The sequence below is a fragment of the Streptomyces sp. rh34 genome, from assembly GCF_002551245.1.
GTDB lineage: Bacteria > Actinomycetota > Actinomycetes > Streptomycetales > Streptomycetaceae > Streptomyces.
Map to the genome: position 1 here is coordinate 160,075 of NZ_NTGZ01000001.1, position 17,876 is coordinate 177,950.

Annotated in this window: 16 protein-coding genes and 1 pseudogene; 11 read left to right on the forward strand and 6 right to left on the reverse strand. The window is 69.2% G+C overall.

Going from position 1 to position 17,876, the window contains the following annotated elements; translation table 11 throughout:
- Positions 1-127 precede the first annotated feature (127 nt).
- The 3 genes from CR470_RS00740 (at position 128) to CR470_RS00750 (ending at position 4,029) form a co-directional block, all read left to right on the forward strand.
- Positions 128-1,012 (forward strand): LysR family transcriptional regulator, encoded by an 885-nt coding sequence (locus CR470_RS00740; protein ID WP_257138304.1) that lies wholly within the window; start codon positions 128-130, stop codon positions 1,010-1,012.
- A 207-nt stretch (positions 1,013-1,219) separates the two neighbouring features.
- On the forward strand, positions 1,220-3,052 hold the full coding sequence (locus CR470_RS00745; RefSeq protein WP_097865617.1) for a hypothetical protein: 1,833 nt from the start codon (positions 1,220-1,222) through the stop codon (positions 3,050-3,052).
- A 392-nt stretch (positions 3,053-3,444) separates the two neighbouring features.
- Positions 3,445-4,029: a TerD family protein gene (locus CR470_RS00750; protein WP_097865618.1), complete on the forward strand. Its 585-nt coding sequence runs from the start codon at positions 3,445-3,447 to the stop codon at positions 4,027-4,029.
- 153 nt (positions 4,030-4,182) lie between these two features.
- Here CR470_RS00750 and CR470_RS00755 read toward each other — a convergent pair whose 3' ends face one another.
- A complete protein-coding gene (locus CR470_RS00755; RefSeq protein ID WP_097865638.1) occupies positions 4,183-4,902 on the reverse strand; it encodes a DUF5324 family protein in 720 nt (239 codons plus the stop codon).
- A gap of 281 nt (positions 4,903-5,183) precedes the next feature.
- Between CR470_RS00755 and CR470_RS00760 the strand changes: the two genes are divergently transcribed.
- Together CR470_RS00760 and CR470_RS00765 are read left to right on the forward strand one after the other, a co-directional pair.
- On the forward strand, positions 5,184-5,711 hold the full coding sequence (locus tag CR470_RS00760; protein WP_097865639.1) for a peptidylprolyl isomerase: 528 nt from the start codon (positions 5,184-5,186) through the stop codon (positions 5,709-5,711).
- Between the two features lie 168 nt (positions 5,712-5,879).
- Positions 5,880-6,782: a rhomboid family intramembrane serine protease gene (locus CR470_RS00765; RefSeq protein ID WP_097865619.1), complete on the forward strand. Its 903-nt coding sequence runs from the start codon at positions 5,880-5,882 to the stop codon at positions 6,780-6,782.
- A 270-nt stretch (positions 6,783-7,052) separates the two neighbouring features.
- On the opposite strand, the gene crgA is transcribed toward CR470_RS00765, so the two are convergent.
- The gene (gene crgA, locus CR470_RS00770) at positions 7,053-7,307 is read right to left on the reverse strand and encodes a cell division protein CrgA (RefSeq protein ID WP_097865620.1); all 255 of its coding nucleotides are present in this window, start codon (positions 7,305-7,307) and stop codon (positions 7,053-7,055) included.
- A 142-nt stretch (positions 7,308-7,449) separates the two neighbouring features.
- On the opposite strand from crgA, the gene CR470_RS00775 reads away from it, so the two are divergent.
- The 6 genes from CR470_RS00775 (at position 7,450) to CR470_RS00800 (ending at position 12,065) form a co-directional block, all read left to right on the forward strand.
- Positions 7,450-8,217 (forward strand): DUF881 domain-containing protein, encoded by a 768-nt coding sequence (locus CR470_RS00775; protein ID WP_097865621.1) that lies wholly within the window; start codon positions 7,450-7,452, stop codon positions 8,215-8,217.
- A gap of 30 nt (positions 8,218-8,247) precedes the next feature.
- Positions 8,248-8,982, forward strand: coding sequence for a class E sortase (locus tag CR470_RS00780; protein WP_097865622.1), 735 nt, complete (start codon positions 8,248-8,250; stop codon positions 8,980-8,982).
- 78 nt (positions 8,983-9,060) lie between these two features.
- Positions 9,061-9,249 carry a hypothetical protein gene (locus CR470_RS00785; protein WP_003967905.1) on the forward strand — a complete coding sequence of 63 codons (189 nt, stop codon included), beginning with the start codon at positions 9,061-9,063 and terminating at the stop codon, positions 9,247-9,249.
- Positions 9,246-9,884, forward strand: a complete 639-nt coding sequence (locus tag CR470_RS00790) for an aminodeoxychorismate/anthranilate synthase component II (protein ID WP_097865623.1) — start codon at positions 9,246-9,248, stop codon at positions 9,882-9,884. The genes CR470_RS00785 and CR470_RS00790 overlap by 4 nt, the downstream gene beginning before the upstream one ends.
- Positions 9,881-11,305 (forward strand): class E sortase, encoded by a 1,425-nt coding sequence (locus CR470_RS00795; protein ID WP_097865624.1) that lies wholly within the window; start codon positions 9,881-9,883, stop codon positions 11,303-11,305. Before CR470_RS00790 ends, CR470_RS00795 begins: the two co-directional genes overlap by 4 nt.
- 25 nt (positions 11,306-11,330) lie before the next feature.
- A complete protein-coding gene (locus CR470_RS00800; RefSeq protein WP_097865625.1) occupies positions 11,331-12,065 on the forward strand; it encodes a class E sortase in 735 nt (244 codons plus the stop codon).
- A gap of 102 nt (positions 12,066-12,167) precedes the next feature.
- On the opposite strand, the gene pknB is transcribed toward CR470_RS00800, so the two are convergent.
- The 4 genes and pseudogenes from pknB to CR470_RS00820 all read right to left on the reverse strand — a co-directional run.
- Entirely contained in the window at positions 12,168-14,171 is a 2,004-nt protein-coding gene (gene pknB, locus CR470_RS00805) for a Stk1 family PASTA domain-containing Ser/Thr kinase (RefSeq protein WP_097865626.1), read from the reverse strand.
- A 171-nt stretch (positions 14,172-14,342) separates the two neighbouring features.
- Positions 14,343-15,800, reverse strand: coding sequence for a peptidoglycan D,D-transpeptidase FtsI family protein (locus CR470_RS00810; RefSeq protein ID WP_097865627.1), 1,458 nt, complete (start codon positions 15,798-15,800; stop codon positions 14,343-14,345).
- A complete protein-coding gene (locus CR470_RS00815; protein WP_097865628.1) occupies positions 15,797-17,197 on the reverse strand; it encodes an FtsW/RodA/SpoVE family cell cycle protein in 1,401 nt (466 codons plus the stop codon). Before CR470_RS00815 ends, CR470_RS00810 begins: the two co-directional genes overlap by 4 nt.
- 22 nt (positions 17,198-17,219) lie before the next feature.
- Positions 17,220-17,876: pseudogene (locus CR470_RS00820) on the reverse strand (protein phosphatase); the annotation flags it as partial.

Sequence of the window (17,876 nt, forward strand, 5' to 3'; positions counted from 1 at the left end):
GTGGGACAAGAATGCAGCCAGTCAGCCATAGCCTCAAATACTTGGGAGGGCTGATTACCATGCCTTTGAGGCATGAAGGTGTCCTGCCTCCTCCATCTCCCGAGGGGCCATCGCCATGGAACTCCGAGTGTTGCGCTACTTCCTGACCATCGTGGAGACCGGTTCCGTCACCAGGGCCGCCGAGGTGGTCCACGTCGCCCAGCCGTCGCTGTCGCGCCAACTGCGCGGCCTGGAAGCGGCATTGGGCATGACCCTCTTCGACCGCGGCGGCAAACAGTTGGTCCTGACGGCGGCCGGCCGACGCTTCCTGCCACTGGCCCGCGATCTGGTCGCCCGCGCGGACGCCGCCGAGGCCGCAGTCGGTGCGCTGGCTGCCGGTCGTGCCATGCGGATCACCGTGGCGGCGCCGCCCACCACCATCACCGACGTGATCGCGCCGTTCCTGGCCACCTGGGGGCCGGAGGATCCGCTCGTCACCGTGCAGGCGGAGAGCCCGGCGTATGCGTACCAGGCCCTTGCGAGGGGCGCCGATGTAGCCATCTCCTCGGCACCTCCGAGGCGCCGTTTCGCCGGGCTCCCGGTGGCCCGCCTGCCGCTGTGGGCCTACGTCCGTGCCGACCACGCCTGGGCGGACCGGGACCAGGTCACCATCAGGGAACTCGCCGCGGAGCCCCTCATCGTCCTCACCCCGGCGCACGGCACCCGCCGCATCCTGGACCATGCCGTGCAGGATGCGGACGCCTCGTACGACATCGTGCTGGAATGCGATACCCCGCACGTCGCACAGGCCATGGCGGCCTCGGGCCATGGTGTCGCGGTGGTCTCCGACGATCCCCGCTTCGACCTGCGCGCGCTGCTGATCCTCGACAGCGTGGGTGAGCCGCTGCAGATCCACCTGCACGCCGCGTGGGACGCCGGACACTATGCGCTGCGCAGCATCGAGGCATTCGCGGCCGGGTTGTCCCGCTTCTGTATCGAGCGGTACGGGCCGCAGGCCGCCACCCGCCTATGAACCGCAGCGACGACTGCGGGCCACAGCCCTCGCCGCGACGCGAGGCGTGATCGCCCGCCGGCCCGACGGCCGGCAGTCCCAGGAGAGCTGGACGTATGCCTGGCGGGCAGCCTGACCAGACCGGGCAGGCATTGGACGGCGGCCCCGGTGCGCCCCACCATGCGGCGATATCCCGCATCAGTTGCCGGCCCGAGAGGACTTCGCACCATGCCGAGACCGTTCCGATCCCGGCGGCTACGCCGTGCCGCCGCCACCGCCGCCGTGCTCGTGGGGCTGTTCGCCGCCCCGCCTCCGACGATGGCGGCGCCCGCCGGAACCGTGCCCGTACCCGGTGATCCGCTCACCGGAAGCGGTGCGGTGAACCGGACCGAACTCACCGCCGGCCAACTCACCGGGGGCACCGCCGAGGACACCGTGCCCGACAACGCCTTCGCGCTCCCCGCGCACGCGGCGCCACCCACCCACAGCTTCGAAGGCACCCTCACCCTCGAGGGACTCTCCACCACCGGCGGCTTCCGCGTACGGAAAGACCCGCACGGATACGGAGACGCAGCAGCCACCCGACACCTGCCGCCGGTCGACATGGCCCTCGTGCAGAACGGCAGCCATCTCGTCCCGGCGAAGCGGGGGCTGCAGTACACGGGGAATCAGGCGTGGAACCTTGCGGTGGGCCCCGGCCGTGCGTGGAACGAGGACGGCGACGGCCAACGCACCCGCGCCTCGCTCCCCTTCGCACTCATCGAGCGCAACGCGAACTGCGTGCACAACGGCACCCTGACGTTCCTCTTCGACGCCACATCGGTATCCGAAGTCCGCTACCAGATAACGACCGAGACCTGCGCCTACTTCCAGTTCGACATGTGGGGCCAGGTACCGGCCGACTACCGGCCCGGCCCCGTCGACGGCGCCGAGAACCTGCGCGATGCGTACGCCTCCGAAGTGGGTGACCGGCTCCCGACCAAGCCCATCTCGGCGCTGACGACCGACCACCCGGGCAGTGGGGTGGATATCTCGAAGTTCGGCTCCGGCATCACGCCGTCCGCACTGAGCACCTTCGGTTTCTACTTCGACGAAGTCCACTACGTCGGCAACTGCCGGACCCGGCAAGGGGAGTACCCGTTCTGCGGCCAGATGCTCCTGCCCTCGTACTCGACCGCGAAGTCGGCATTCGCGGGAACAGCCATGCTGCGTCTGGCGAAGCGCTACGGCCCGGCCGTGGCCCAGGAGAAGCTCTCCGACCGGATCCCCGAGACCACCAGCAACAGCGCGTGGAGTGGCGTCACCCTCGACCACACCCTCGACATGGCCACCGGCAACTACACCTGGCCCGGCTACGAGACGGACGAGGCGGGCCGCACCATGGCGGGTTTCTTCGCAGCCGAGTCCTACGCCGACAAGATGCGACTCGCCCTGTCCTTCCCCCGTAAGGCCACCCCGGGCAGCAAGTGGGTGTACCACACCTCGGACACCTTCCTCGCCACCCGCGCGATGAACAACTACCTGCAGGAGAAGACCGGTACGGGCGCCGACATCTTCGACATGCTCCGCGACGACGTGCTCGAACCCATCGGCATCGGGCCCGACTCCCTCATCTCCTCCCGCACCGACAACAGGCCCGGCGGAGCACCCTTCGGCGGCTACGGCATGTTCTGGACACAGGACTCCGTCGCCCGGTTCGCGAAATTCCTCAACAACGACCACGGCACCGTCAACGGCACGCAGATACTCGACCCGGCACTGCTCGCGGCCAGCATGCAACGCACACCGCAGGCTCGTGGCATGACCACCACCGGTACCAAGCCCATGAGATACCAGAACGGCTTCTGGGGCGTCGAGTTCACATCCGCCGACAACCCCGCCTACACCAGCCCGTTCCACGTACCGTTCATGTCCGGGTACGGCGGCATCACGGTCGCGATGATGCCCAACGGCGCCACCTACTATTACTTCAGCGACAACAACGAGTTCAGCTGGAGCGCCGCCGTCGCCGAAGCCGACAAGCTGGCGCCCATGACCGGCGCGGCGACCGCTGCGAGGTAACCCCCGTCGAGCGCACACTCATCTGCCTGGGCTCACGGAGCGGACTCTCGATCCGAGAGGGTTGACGAGTGCGAGGGGGATCGAGCGGGGCTCAGGAGGATGGAACGGGATCGGACGCCCGGTTCTTCGGTAAAACCGCAGGACAAGAAGGTAACGATTTCGGGTTCGAATTTCCTGGGCTCCACCTGCAGTGGCCCCCCTGAACTGCGATAACGCGGCTCAGGGGGGTCCTTCTCGTCTTCTCTCGCATCGGAGGACCGCCGAGCGCCTGGCCGCCTGCCGGGACCCGATCTCGTACGATCCGGAACCGGCGCGCTTCCTCCGGGACCGTGTACCGGAGGCACCAGGCACACTTCATACGTAAACAGTCGAGCCACAAAAAGGACTCAGGCATGATCACGTTGACGAAGGAAGACGGCCCGGCCGACCTGGGTGGGGTGACCCACCTGTCCATCGGGGCGTCCTGGGACCCCACCGTCGGGAGCAGCGGCGGCCTGATGGGGAAGATCCGGCAGAAGGCCGGCACGGACCTCGACCTGATCGCCATCGCGCTGCAGGGCGGGGACCCGGTGCGGCTGGCAGGTCTGGACTCGCTGGACCCGCTGGGCAACGGCTCGCTGGTGCACAGCGGGGACAACCAGACCGGGCACGGTGACGGTGACGACGAGACGGTGACCGTCGAGTTCGCCAAGATTCCTTCGAACATCACGGCGATCGTCTTCATCGCCGCCGCGTACAAGAAGCGGAGCGCGTTCAGCAACGCGCGCAACATCAGCTTCAAGGTGTACGACGCGACGGGCGGCAGCACGCAGCAGGTCGCCGACATCTGGCCGAGCATGCTCACCCAGGACAACGGCGTCGCCGTGGCCAAGGCGATCCGTGAGGGCGCGGGCTGGAAGCTCCAGGTGATCAACGAGACCGGGAAGATCAAGCAGGGCGACGAGCAGGCCCTGATGCGCTTCGCCGTGAGCCGGTAGTCGCCAGGGGGCGGGGCTCCGTCGCCGTCTTACGGCGATCCGGGGCGAGAGGACGCGACAGAACGAACGCGGCTGCGGTAACCGCCCGGGCGGTTACCGCAGCCGCGTTCGTTCTGTCAGGGGGTGCGCACGGGGCGCCCCGTGCCGGCCCGGTCAGGGCCGGTCGTCGAGCCCGGGGGTGCCCCCCTCGCCCGACTCGGCCTCGGCCTGCTTGGCCTGGACCTCCGGGTCGAGGTCGGCCCGGTCGCTGCCGTCGACCGAGCTGAGCGGCGCACGCTCGTCGCCCACCTCGGTGGCGACGGGCGGCTCGACCAGCCAGTCCGGGTTGGCCTGCTTGTCCCACCAGCGCCAGGCGGCGTAGGCGCCGCCGGCCAGGACGCCCAGCACCAGGAACCCCTTCGCGGCCCGGCCCGCCTTGGCCCGCCGCTGGTGCTTCCTGGCCAGCTTCTGGATCTCCTTGGCCGTCACCTGGGTGCGCAGCGCCGCCAGGGCGGCCGCGCTGCGGGCGGAAGCCTGCTCGGCGACGGGCAGGGCCACCGACCGGGCGTGTTCGACGCGGGGGGCGGTGTAGTCGGCGGCGCTCCGTGCGGCCCTGCGGGTGGAGGCCTTGGCGCGATGCGCGGCCTCGTCGACCTTGGGTGGCACGTGCGTACGGGCCTGTTCGAGGCGCGGTGCGAGATGGGACGCGTACTGGACACGGGCCTGCTGGGCCGCCTTCGTCACCTTGGGCGCGAGCCGTACGCGCGCCTCGTGCGCGTAGTGGGCCGCCTGCTCCTTGGCCGTGTCGGCGTAGGGCGCCACCACTTCCGCGGCGTGCTGCGCGCTGTCCTTCGCCGAGTCGGTTGCGGCGCGCACGCTGTCGATGCGGGTCACGAGATCCTCCTCCTTGGTGGCGGGTAGGTACTCCGCCTGTCCGCCCAGTTCGAAATCATGCCTGTTGCGTCCAAGCCCGGCATGCGGGACGGGCATCCGGGTCATGATCGCCGTGTGCGGCCGAAACGGTTCATGTGAAGTGTGCCGACGACAATGCCACGGTTCGGTGGTGAACGCGCCGTTTCGTCCGGCATCCGGCCGCACATTTCCCGGTCCGTGGGAGGATCGGCGGACGTCAGCGAAGGATGTGACGTCAGGTGAAGGACGAAGGAAGGCAGACCGTGGCCGAGCAGCTTTACGCCACCTTGAAGACCAATCGGGGCGACATCGAGATTCGGCTTCTGCCGAACCACGCCCCCAAGACGGTCCGGAACTTCGTCGAGCTGGCCACCGGGCAGCGCGAGTGGGTCAATCCGGAGACCGGGGAGAAAACCACGGACCGGCTGTACGACGGCACCGTCTTCCACCGTGTCATCAGCGGTTTCATGATCCAGGGCGGCGATCCGCTGGGCAACGGCACCGGCGGCCCCGGCTACAAGTTCGCCGACGAGTTCCACCCGGAGCTGGGCTTCACCCAGCCCTATCTGCTGGCCATGGCGAACGCGGGTCCGGGGACGAACGGCTCGCAGTTCTTCCTGACCGTGTCCCCCACCGCCTGGCTGACCGGCAAGCACACCATCTTCGGTGAGGTGTCCGGTGAGGCGGGCCGCGCGGTCGTCGACGCCATCGCGGCCACCCCGACCAATCCGCGCACCGACCGTCCCCTGCAGGATGTGGTGATCGAGTCCGTGGTCGTCGAGACCCGCTGACGATCGCTTCCCGAGGGGCCCGGCCGGAGACCTCGCCGCAGACCTCTCGCCGGACGACCCCTCGCGGGAACCAACCGCCCTGCCCGTCCGTACTGATACAGAGCGGACCAGCGGGGCGGCCCTGTTCGCGCCGCCGAGCGACGAGGACCGAGAGGCAGGCCAGGACCGATGGACCAGCAGCCGCCGGGAGACCGTGCAGCCGCGGGAAGCGGTGTGCCGACGCCGACCTGCTACCGCCACCCCGACCGCGAGACCGGCATCAGCTGTACGCGCTGCGAGCGACCCATCTGCCCCGAGTGCATGGTCAGCGCCTCGGTCGGCTTCCAGTGCCCCGACTGCGTACGCCAGGGCTCGGGCACCGGGCACCACCCGGCCGCCGCCCGGCCGCGCACGCTGGCGGGCGGTGCGGTGGCCGCCGACCCGCGCCTGGTCACCAAGATCCTGCTCGGCGTCAATCTGGCCGTCTTCCTCCTGGTCTCCGTCCGGCCCGCGCTGGTGAACGATCTGACGCTGCTCGGGCTGGCATGGGACCCGAGCCCGCCGCCGGGATCGGTCGAAGGCGTCGCCGAGGGTCAGTGGTATCGCCTGGTGACCTCGATGTTCCTGCACCAGGAAGTGGTGCACATCGGGTTCAACATGCTCGGGCTGTGGTGGCTCGGCGGACAGCTGGAGGCCGCGCTCGGCCGCTCCCGCTATCTCGCGCTCTATCTGTTGTCCGGTCTCGCGGGCAGCGCCCTGACCTATCTGATCGCCGCGCCCAACCAGGGTTCGCTCGGGGCGTCCGGTGCGGTCTACGGCCTGTTCGGCGCCACCGCCGTTCTGATGCGCCGGATGAACTACGACATGCGGCCGGTGTTGGTGCTGCTGGCGATCAACATGGTCTTCACCTTCACCTGGGGCGGCATCGCCTGGGAGGCGCACGTCGGCGGTCTGATCGCGGGCGTCGCCATCGCCGTCGCCATGGTCCACGCCCCGCGCGAGCGGCGTACGGCCGTGCAGATCGGCACCTGTGCGCTTGTCCTGCTGGCGACGGTCGTGATGATCGTCGCCCGCACGATGTCCCTCACCTGAGCGGAATGGGGCCCTCCACCCCCAGGTGGACCAAAGTTGTCCACAGTGTGCGGAGAATCTTGTGCATGGCAAGAGGAACAGTCGTTCCCCTCGTCGCTGAGCTGGGTCTTTCCGCCCGGACAACGGGGTGCAGCCCCCCTCGACGAGGGAGGCTGCAGTCACACCGGCGTCAACACGAGTGGAGGTTATCCACAGATCGTCTGACCTTTTCCCCCGACTGTGGATAACTCTGTGGGTAACTCAGGGCAAGGCTTGTGCGGAGGTGGTCCGTCACTTCCACTGCGTCGACACGGCGAAACCGCCGGCGATGAAGCCGAAGCCGACCACGATGTTCCAGTTGCCCAGGGCATCGACCGGCAGGTCGCCTTCGGTCACGTAGAACACCACGATCCAGGCCAGCCCGATGAGGAACAGGGCCAGCATCACCGGAGCGACCCAACTGCGGTTGGTCAGCTTGATGGTCGTTGCCTGCTTCGCCGGGGGCGGCGTGAAGTCGGCCTTCTTGCGGATACGTGACTTCGGCACGAGGGACTCTCCTGTCGATGCGCTGCGTGACCGCGCAGGGATCTGTGGCGGGCGCCGGGGGCGGGGTGCCAGGGGGCATGCTGCCTCCCCCGAGCGTCCGTTAGCGTAGTGCTTCTCTGGCGCCTGATGAGATAAGGGTACGTTGAGCAATTCTGCGGACTCCCCAGAAGGCCCGGTCCGGCGCACCTCCGCGTGGGCGGTCCGGGGGCTCACCGCTGCTGTTTTCGCCCTGGCCGGACTGATCTTCGTCACCAGCGCCAACACCGCCAAGGGCACCAACCTGCGCAGCGACTCCTCCCTGCTGAAGCTCTCCGACCTGATCAGGGAGCGCAGCGAGAAGAACGGCGAGCTGAACGATTCGGTCGCCGGCGCCCGCGCGGACATCGACGCCCTCGCCCAGCGGGACGACGGCTCCACCAAGGCCGAGGACGCCCGGCTGAAGGCGCTGGAGAAGGCGGCCGGCACCACGAAGATCACCGGCGACTCCGTCAGCGTGACCCTCGACGACGCGCCCCCCGACGCCACCGCCAACCCCGGTTACCCCGAACCCCAGCCCAACGACCTGGTCATCCACCAGCAGGACCTGCAGGCGGTGGTGAACGCGCTGTGGCAGGGCGGGGCGCGCGGGATCCAGGTGATGGACCAGCGGCTGATCTCCACCAGCGCGGTCCGCTGCGTGGGCAACACGCTGATCCTCCAGGGCCGCGTCTACTCGCCGCCGTACAAGGTCACCGCGGTCGGGGACCCGGGCAAGCTCAAGCGGGCGCTCAACGACTCCACCGCGATCCAGAACTACCTGCTGTACGTGAAGGCGTACGGGCTGGGCTGGAAAGTCGACGAGAACGAGGCGGTGACTCTTCCCGGGTACTCGGGCACAGTGGATCTCCATTACGCACAGCCTGTGGAGTGAGCCCGAGCTGAGCCCCGGGGAGGCCGTCCGGTGTCGGTGCGACTCGTCGTCAGAACCTTCAGCGAACTCTGCATCACCGTGGGTGCGCTGATCATCCTTTTCGTCGTCTACTTCCTGTTCTGGACGGGTGTGAAAGCGGCCGACGCGGCCGAGGGCGAGATCGACACCCTCCAGAGCCAGTGGGCCCGGGAGCCCGTGGCGCCGGCCCCGCCGCCCGCCTCCGCGGAGGCTTCCCCCTCAAAAGACCCGGAACGGAACCCGGAACCGAACCAGAACCCGAACGCGGTCCCGTACCGGGCCGGAAAACCCTTCGCGATGATGCACATCCCCCGCTTCGGCGCCGACTGGGAGTGGCCCGTCCTGGAGAACACCGCGGTCGGAACCCTGCGGAAGGGGCTCGGGCACTACAGCGGAACGGCCCGCCCCGGTGACACGGGCAACTTCGCGGTGGCCGGGCACCGGCGGACGTACGGCGACCCCTTCAAGGACTTCCCGAAGCTGAGGCCCGGCGACGCGGTGGTCGTGAACGACGGCACGACCTGGTTCACGTACCGCATCGCGAAGAAGCCGTACCGGACCGTTCCCACCGACACCGCCGTCGTCGACCCGGTGCCCCGCGGCTCCGGATTCGAGGACGCCGGACGCTATCTGACGCTCACCACCTGCGAGCCGGAATGGGGCAGCAGCCACCGGCTGATCGCCTGGGCGCATCTGGACGCCACGCGGCCGGTGAGCGACGGAAGGCCGCCGGAGCTTTCCGGCTGACCCGGGCTTTTCCCCAGCCGACCCCCTCCCCGGCCGCGGCCCTCTAGTCTGGGGCGGGTACCGAATGGAGGGGTCAGCATGTACGGCTGGATCTGGCGGCATCTGCCGGGCAACGCATGGGTGCGGGGTGTCATCTCGCTCGTGCTGGTTCTGGCGGTCGTCTACGCGCTGTTCCAGTACGTGTTCCCCTGGGCGGAGCCGCTGCTTCCGTTCGGCGACGTGACCGTCGACGGCGAGAGCGCCGGTGGAGCAGGAGCCGACCAGTGAGCGCACGCATTCTCGTCGTGGACAACTACGACAGCTTCGTCTTCAACCTCGTCCAGTACCTCTACCAGCTCGGGGCCGAGTGCGAGGTGCTGCGCAACGACGAGGTGACCACCGCCCACGCGCAGGACGGCTTCGACGGCGTCCTGCTCTCGCCGGGTCCCGGCACGCCCGAGCAGGCCGGCGTATGCGTCGAGATGGTGCGACACTGCGCGGACACCGGCGTCCCGGTCTTCGGCGTCTGCCTGGGGATGCAGTCGATGGCCGTCGCGTACGGCGGTGTCGTCGACCGGGCCCCCGAGCTGCTGCACGGCAAGACCTCCCCCGTGGCCCACGAGGGCCAGGGGGTCTTCGCCGGACTGCCGTCCCCCTTCACCGCGACGCGCTACCACTCGCTCGCCGCCGAACCGGGCGCGCTGCCCCCGGAGCTGGAGGTCACCGCCCGCACGGCGGACGGCATCATCATGGGGCTGCGCCACCGCGACCGGGCGGTGGAGGGCGTGCAGTTCCACCCCGAGTCGGTGCTCACCGAGTACGGACACCTGATGCTCGCCAACTGGCTGGAACAGTGCGGGGACCAGGGGGCCGTCGCGCGGTCGGCGGGGCTCGCGCCGGTGGTGGGCAAGGCCGTCGCGTGACCGCAGGCCACCCCGGACACGGTGCCGGACCGGAGGGCCCTTACGCGCAAGGGGCGTACGGGGCCGACGGCGCGTTCGTGGCGGCGGTGGACGGCCTCGCGGACCCGCTCAACGATCCGCTGCCCGGCGGGCGAACCTCGCCGTGGTTCCGGGCGGGCACCATCCCGGGCGGACCGGGAGCGGACGGACCCGGGCCCGGACCCGGTACGGGCCCGGCGCCCGGACCGGGCCCCGGAGCGCCGGAGTACGGGCCTGGGCCCGTGCTCGGACACGTACCGGAGCCCGTGCTCGGACACGTACCCACGGCGGCGCCGCCGCACGAGGCCGGTTACGCGCCCCACCACGGGCCTCAGCAGCCCCAGGGAGCCCCGAACGAGTGGTACGACCCCGCCGGGTACCAACGCGACTGGTACGGGCCCCAGGAGCCGTCTGCGAGCAGAGCTCCGGCCGAGGAACGGGCCCCGGCCCCGGACCTCCCCGCCGAACCGCGCACCGAAGTCATCGCCGCCGCCGTCGGGGGGCCCGCCGAGCCCCGCACCGAAGTCATCAGCCGCATCCCGGCCGAGCCCGAGCCCGACCCTGATGCCCGCCCCGGACCCCCTCCCTCCGGCGGGCGGGCCGAGCGGCGGCGGGCGGCCAAGGGGCGCGGCCGGCGGCGCCCGGAACCGGTCGCGGAGCAGGCCGCCCCGGCCGCCCCGGCCGCTCCGATGTCCCGGGTGGAGGCCCGGCGCGCGGCGAAGGCGGCGAAGGACAGTCCGGCGGTCGTCGCCAGCCGGGTGGTCGGCGAGGTGTTCATCTCGCTGGGCGTCCTGATGCTGCTGTTCGTCACCTACCAGCTCTGGTGGACCAACATCCGGGCCGAGCAGATCGCCGGCAAGGAGACCAACCGGATCCAGGACGAGTGGGCCAACGGCGACCGGAAACCCGGGGAGTTCGAGCCCGGTCAGGGCTTCGCCATCATGCACATCCCCAAGCTGGACGTGGTCGCCCCGATCGCCGAGGGCATCGACAAGGAGAAGGTGCTCGACCGGGGGATGATCGGCCATTACGGGGAGGGCAGGCTCAAGACGGCGATGCCCTCCGACAAGCAGGGCAACTTCTCCGTGGCCGGTCACCGCAACACCCACGGCGAACCGTTCCGCTACATCAACAAGCTCAACCCCGGCGACCCGATCGTGGTCGAGACGCAGGACGCGTACTACACGTACGAGATGGCCGGCATCCTTCCGCAGACCTCGCCGTCCAACATCTCGGTGATCGCGCCGGTACCGGCGGGCTCCGGGTTCAAGGGGCCGGGCCGGTACCTCACGCTGACGACCTGCACCCCGGAATTCACGAGTACCTACCGGATGATCGTCTGGGGCAAGATGGTCGACGAACGGCCGCGCAGCCAGGGAAAGCCCGACGCGCTCGTCGGCTGAACATCCTCACGACAGGGACGGTGCGGTGGCAGCGAGGACCGAGCACGACGAGCGGGCCGACACGTCCACCTCCCCGCCCCCGGCCCGCCGGCGAGGCCGCCACCCCGTCGCGACGGCCATCAGCCTCTTCGGCGAACTGCTGATCACCGCGGGCCTGGTGCTCGCGCTGTTCGTCGCGTACTCCCTGTGGTGGACCAACGTGCTCGCCGACCGCGAGGCCGACAAGCAGGGCGACACGGTCCGCAGCAGGTGGGCGGGCGGACCGGGCGCCCTGGACACCAAGGACGGCATCGGCTTCCTGCACGTGCCCGCCATGAAGAACGGCGAGGTGCTGGTCAAGAAGGGCACCGACCCCGAGACCCTCAACAACGGCATCGCGGGCTACTACACGGACCCGGTCGAGTCGGGCCTCCCCTGGGACGACGAGGGCAACTTCACGCTGGCCGCGCACCGCGACGGGCACGGCGCGAAGTTCCACAACATCCACAAGCTGAAGAACGGTGATCCGGTCGTCTTCGAGACCAAGGACACCTGGTACGTCTACAAGGTCTACAAGACGCTCCCCGAGACGTCGAAGTTCAACGTCGACGTGATCCAGCCGGTCCCGGAGGAGTCGGGCGTCGAGGAGCCGGGCCGCTACATCACGTTGACGACCTGCACCCCGGTCTACACCTCGAAGTACCGGTACATCGTGTGGGGCGAGCTGGAGCGTACGGAGAAGGTCGACAAGGACCGCACGAAGCCGGTCGAACTGCGCTGAGCCGCCGCGGGACAGCCGCTCGCGCTCGGCCGCACACGGGAAGGGCCCCGGTCACCATCATGGTGACCGGGGCCCTTCCCGTGCCGGGCGGGGTGCGGTGGCTCAGTCGTCGCCCATGCCTCCGAAGAGGCCGCCTCCGCCGTTCCCGTTTCCGCCGTTCCCGCCGCCCTCGATGGTCACGAGGGTGACGGTGCTGCCCTTGTCCGCCTGGGTGGTCGGCGCCGGGCTGCTGGTGATCACCTTGGCGTTCGGCTTGTCGACCGAACCCTGGGAGAGCGCGACCACGAAGCCGAGCCCTTCGAGCTGGGCCTTCACGTCCTGGTACGGCCTGTTGCCGATGTTACCGGGGATCTGGACCTGCTCCGGCTGCGCCGGCCCCTTGGAGACCTTCAGGACGATCTGCACGTCCTTGGCCTGCTTGCTCGGGCCCGCGGGGGTCTGTTCGACCACCTCTCCGGCCGGCTTCTCCGAGTCCACGTCGGCCCGTGAGACGTTGGTGAACCCGAGCTGGTTGAGCTGGGCCACGGCGGCGTCGTACTGACGGGTCCGCACGTCGGGCATCGGGTCGGTCGTCTGCATGGCCACGGTGATGGTGATCTCGGCCCCCTCCTCGGCCTTCGCGCCGCCCTTGGGGTCCTGCTCGATCACGGTGCCCTCGGTCTTCTCGGACTCCTCCGTGGTGACGTTGACCGTGAAGCCCTTCTCCTCGAGGACCTCGCGGGCGCCGTCCTCGGACTTCTCAAGGACGTTGGGAACCTCGGTCTTCGGCGCTCCGGTGGAGACGACGACCGTGACGGTGCCGTCCTTGTCCATCAGCGCGTCGACCGCCGGATCCTGCGAGCAGATCTCGCCCTTCTCCTGCTCCTCGCACGGCTCCTCGGCGCCGACCTTCACGGTGACGTCGGTTCTGGCCGCGAGTTTCTCCGCTTCCTTCACCGTGGAGCCCACCAGGTTCGGGGCCTTGATCTGGCCGTCGTCGCTGGTCGGGGTGAAGATCACCCGGCCGATCAGGATCGCGCCGATCAGCACCAGGATGCCCGCGACGACCAGCAGGATCGTCGAGGTGTTGCTCTTCTTCTGCTGGCGCCGGCGGCCCGTGCGGTCGTCGTAGCCGTAGCCGCCGTCGTCCGGGTTGACCGGGGGCAGCATCGAGGTCTGCGCGTTGTTCGGATCGGTGGGGCGCAGGGCCGCGGTGGGCTGATCGGTGTTGTAGCCGTCGTAGCCCCCGTACCCGGCGGCGCCCATCGCCGCCGTGGCCGCGACCGGCTGGCCGTCGAGACAGGCCTCGATGTCGGCGCGCATCTCGTCGGCGGACTGGTAGCGGTAGTCCGGGTCCTTGGTGAGCGCCTTCAACACGATCGCGTCCATCTCGGGCGTGATCTCGGGGTCGAAGTTGCTCGGCGGCTGCGGCTCCTCCCGGACGTGCTGGTAGGCCACCGCGACGGGGGAGTCCCCGACGAACGGAGGCCGGACCGCGAGCAGCTCGTACAGCAGGCAGCCGGTGGAGTACAGGTCGGAGCGCGCGTCGACCTGCTCGCCCTTGGCCTGCTCCGGGGAGAGGTACTGGGCGGTGCCGATGACCGCGGCGGTCTGCGTCATCGTCATCCCGGAGTCGCCCATGGCGCGGGCGATACCGAAGTCCATGACCTTGACCTGGCCGGTGCGCGTCAGCATGACGTTCGCCGGTTTGATGTCGCGGTGGACGATCTGGGCGCGGTGCGAGTACTCCAGGGCCTGGAGGATGCCGACCGTCATCTCCAGTGTGCGCTCGGGGAGCAGTCTGCGACCGGAGTGCAGCAGCTCCCTCAGCGTCGACCCGTCGACGTACTCCATCACGATGTACGGGATGGAGACCCCGTCGACGTAGTCCTCGCCGGTGTCGTAGACGGCGACGATCGCGGGGTGGTTGAGCGAGGCGGCCGACTGGGCCTCACGGCGGAACCGGGCCTGGAACGACGGGTCACGGGCCAGATCGGCCCGGAGCGTCTTCACAGCTACGGTGCGGCCGAGCCGGGTGTCGTGCGCGAGGTAGACCTCGGCCATGCCACCACGGCCGAGCACCGAGCCCAGCTCGTACCGGCCGCCGAGGCGACGCGGCTCTTCCATAACTGTTCCAGCCCTCTCCGTCAGTCCCGACCGCACCCGTGTGTGGTCCGCGGCGGTGCGCTGTTCGCGCATACGCTACCGGGCACGAGTGACGTGATCAGCCCGCACCCGGCAGCCGATATCCGACCGGTATCCGATGTCCGGTATGACGGGCGGCCGCCGTGGCAGGTCTCACTTCTTGCTGTCGATGACCGCCTTCATCACGTCGCGCGCGATGGGGGCGGCCAGCCCGCCACCGGAGATGTCGTCCCGGTTGGCGTTGCCGTCCTCGACCACGACGGCGACGGCGACCGGTGAGCCGCTGTCGGTCTTCGCGTACGAGATGAACCAGGCATACGGCTTCTCGCTGTTGTTCAGACCGTGCTGTGCCGTACCGGTCTTGCCGCCCACTGTGACGCCGGGGATCCGTGCGTTGGTTCCCGTACCGTCCTTGACGACGGTCTCCATCATCTGCTGGACCTTCTGGGCGTTCTCACCGGAGAGCGCGCGGCTGAGCTCTTCGGGCTCGTGCGTGTAGACCGGGTCCAGGTTGGGCGCCTGCCGCTCGGCGACCATGTACGGCTGCATCAGCTTGCCGTCGTTGGCGATCGCGGAGGCCACCATGGCCATCTGGAGAGGGGTGGTCCGGTTGGACGCCTGGCCGATGCCGGCCATCGCGTTCTGCGGCCTGTTGTCCTCGGGGTAGATGCTCGCGTCGGCGCGGACGGGCGTGAAGACTTCCTTGTTGAAGCCGAACTTGTCCGTCTGCTCGATCATCTTCTTGTTGCCGAGGTCGTCGCTCATCTTCCCGAAGACGGTGTTGCACGACACCCGCAGGGCCTCGCGCAGCGTGGCGTTCTCGCAGGGGATGTTGCCCTCGTTCTTGAGCGGCGTGGTGGACTGCGGCAGCGTCCAGGGCAGCGGCGAGTCCGTCTTGGCGTCGATGTCGTCGTAGAGCCCGTTCTCCAGGGCCGCGGCGGCGGTGACGACCTTGAACGTGGAGCCCGGGGGGTAGGTCTCGCGCAAGGCCCGGTTGAGCATCGGCTTGTCCTCGTCCTTCAGGAGCTCCTGCCGGTTGTCCGAGTCCTTGAGCGAGTTGCCGGCGAAGACCGAGGGGTCGTACGACGGGGTGCTGGCGAGGGCGAGGATGGCGCCGCTCTTCGGGTCGAGGGCGACCACAGCGCCCTTCTTCTCGCCGAGCCCCTTGAAGGCGGCCTTCTGGGCGTCGCCGTTCAGCGTGGTGACGACGTTGCCGCCGCGCTTCTTGTCGCCGGTGAACATCGACAGCGTCCGGTCGAAGAACAGCTGGTCGTCGTTGCCGGTGAGGATGCCGTCCTCCAGGTTCTCCAGCTGCGAGGAGTCGAAGGCCTGCGAGGAGTAGCCGGTCACGGGGGCCCACAGCGGGCCGTTCTTCCAGACCCGCTTGTACCTGAAGTCGCTGTCCTCGGTCTCGGCGGAGCCGGTGATCGCCTTGCCGTCGACGATGATGTCGCCGCGCTCGTGGGCGTACCGCTCGATCTCGACGCGGCGGTTGTACTTGTGGCTGGTCAGCTCGTCGGCACGGACGTACTGGAGCCAGTTGTCCCGGATGAGCAGGGCGAGGACGAGGATGCCGCAGAAGACCGCGATCCGACGGAGGGGCTTGTTCATGGTCGGACCACCTGGGTCATCTCGGCGTCCGTCGATGGGGAGGGGGCCGGAGCCGGGCGGCGGGCGGTGTCGCTGATTCTGATCAGAATGGCGATCAGGGCCCAGTTGGCGAGCACGGAGGAACCACCTGCCGCCAGGAACGGCATCGTCATACCGGTGAGCGGGATGAGGCCCATCACGCCGCCGGCGACGACGAACACCTGGATGGCGAACGAGCCGGAGAGGCCGATCGCGAGCAGCTTGCCGAACGGGTCGCGGGCGGCCAGCGCGGTGCGTACTCCGCGCTCGACGATCAGGCCGTAGACGAGGAGCACGGCCATCATCCCGGCGAGCCCGAGCTCCTCACCGACCGTGGCGAGGATGAAGTCGGAGTTGGCGGCGAAGCCGATCAGGTCGGAGTTGCCCTGGCCGAGTCCGGTCCCGAGGGTGCCTCCGGAGCCGAAGGCCATCAGGGACTTCGCCATCTGCTCACTGGCGTTCAGCTTGCCCCAGCCCGCGAACGGGTCGAGCCAGGCGGTGATGCGCTCCTGGACATGCCGTTCGAACGAGGCGACGCCGACCGCGCCGGCCGCGGACATCAGCAGACCGAAGACGATCCAGCTGGTGCGCTCGGTGGCGACGTACAGCATCACGACGAACATGCCGAAGAAGAGCAGCGAGGAACCGAGGTCGGTCTCGAAGACCAGGATCAGGATCGAGAACGCCCAGACCATCAGGATCGGGCCCAGGTCACGGCCGCGGGGGAGGTAGAGGCCCATGAACCGGCGGCTGGCCAGGGCCAGCGCGTCCCGCTTGACCATCAGGTAGCCCGCGAAGAACACGGTGATGATGATCTTGGCGAACTCGCCGGGCTGGAGTGTTCCGACTCCCGGGATCTTGATCCAGATCTTGGCGCCGTTCACGGAGGGGAAGAACATCGGCAGGATCAGCAGGAACAGCGCCACGACCATGGAGATGTACGTGTAGCGCTGCAGGATGCGGTGATCCTTGAGAATGGCGAGGACCGCGACCAGCATTCCCACGCCGATGGCGGAGAACAGCAGCTGCTTCGAGGCGGCGGGGACGAAGGTGTCCAGGGCCTGGAAGCGTTCCGACTGGTCCAGGCGCCAGATCAGCGCCAGGCCGAGTCCGTTGAGCAGGGTGGCCAGGGGCAGCAGCAAGGGGTCCGCGTACCGCGCGAACCTCCGGACCGCGAGGTGGCCGACGCCGCCGAGCAGGGCGAGGCCCGCTCCGTAGCCGAGCATGCCCGAGGGCAGCTCACCGTTGAGGGCGAGGCCCACGTTGGCGTAGGCGAACACCGAGATGGCGACGGCGAAGACGACGAGTGCCAGCTCGGTGTTGCGGCGGCTCGGTGCGTCGATCGCGCCGATGGTGGTCGTGTTGGTGACAACGCTCATGGTGCTGAAGGCCCCCTACGGCTTACTGCTTACCGCACTGCGGGACCAGCTTCTTCTCTTCCTCCGAGAGGCTGGGGCCGGGAGTGGGAGCGGTGGTCGGCTTGGTCCCCTTGGCGGAGGACGTGGCGGAAGTCCTGGCGGCGGGGGCCCCGGCGGTGCCGCCGGCCTCGCCCTCGCCCTTACGGGCCCGGTTCTCGGCGTCGGCCGCACGGCGCTGCGCGTCCTTCTTGCAGGCGGAGGCCTGGGCGGCGAGCTCGGCGACCTTCTCGCGGGCGTCGGCGATGTTGCCCTCGGCGATCGTCGCCTCGACCTGCTTGCGCTGGTACGGCGGCAGGTACTTGAGCTCGATCTCGGGGTGGTTCTTCTCGATCTTCGAGAGCGAGACCCAGGCGAGGTCCTGGCTGATGCCCTGGAACAGCGCGACGTGTCCGTCCTGCGTGCCGACGTAGTACTGCGTCTGCGTCCAGCGGTAGCCGCCGTACAGACCGCCGCCGATCACGGCCAGCGCGAGCACGATGAAGACGGAACGCTTCAGCCACTTACGGCCGCCGCCCGGTTTGGCGAAGTCCTCGTCCGTGTAGGCGTCGTAGGAGCCGTCCGGCATGCCCCCGTAACCGGCGTCGCCACTGCCGGGCGGGCCGAAGCCACCGGCGGGCGGGGGCACGGGGCGGCCGAGGCC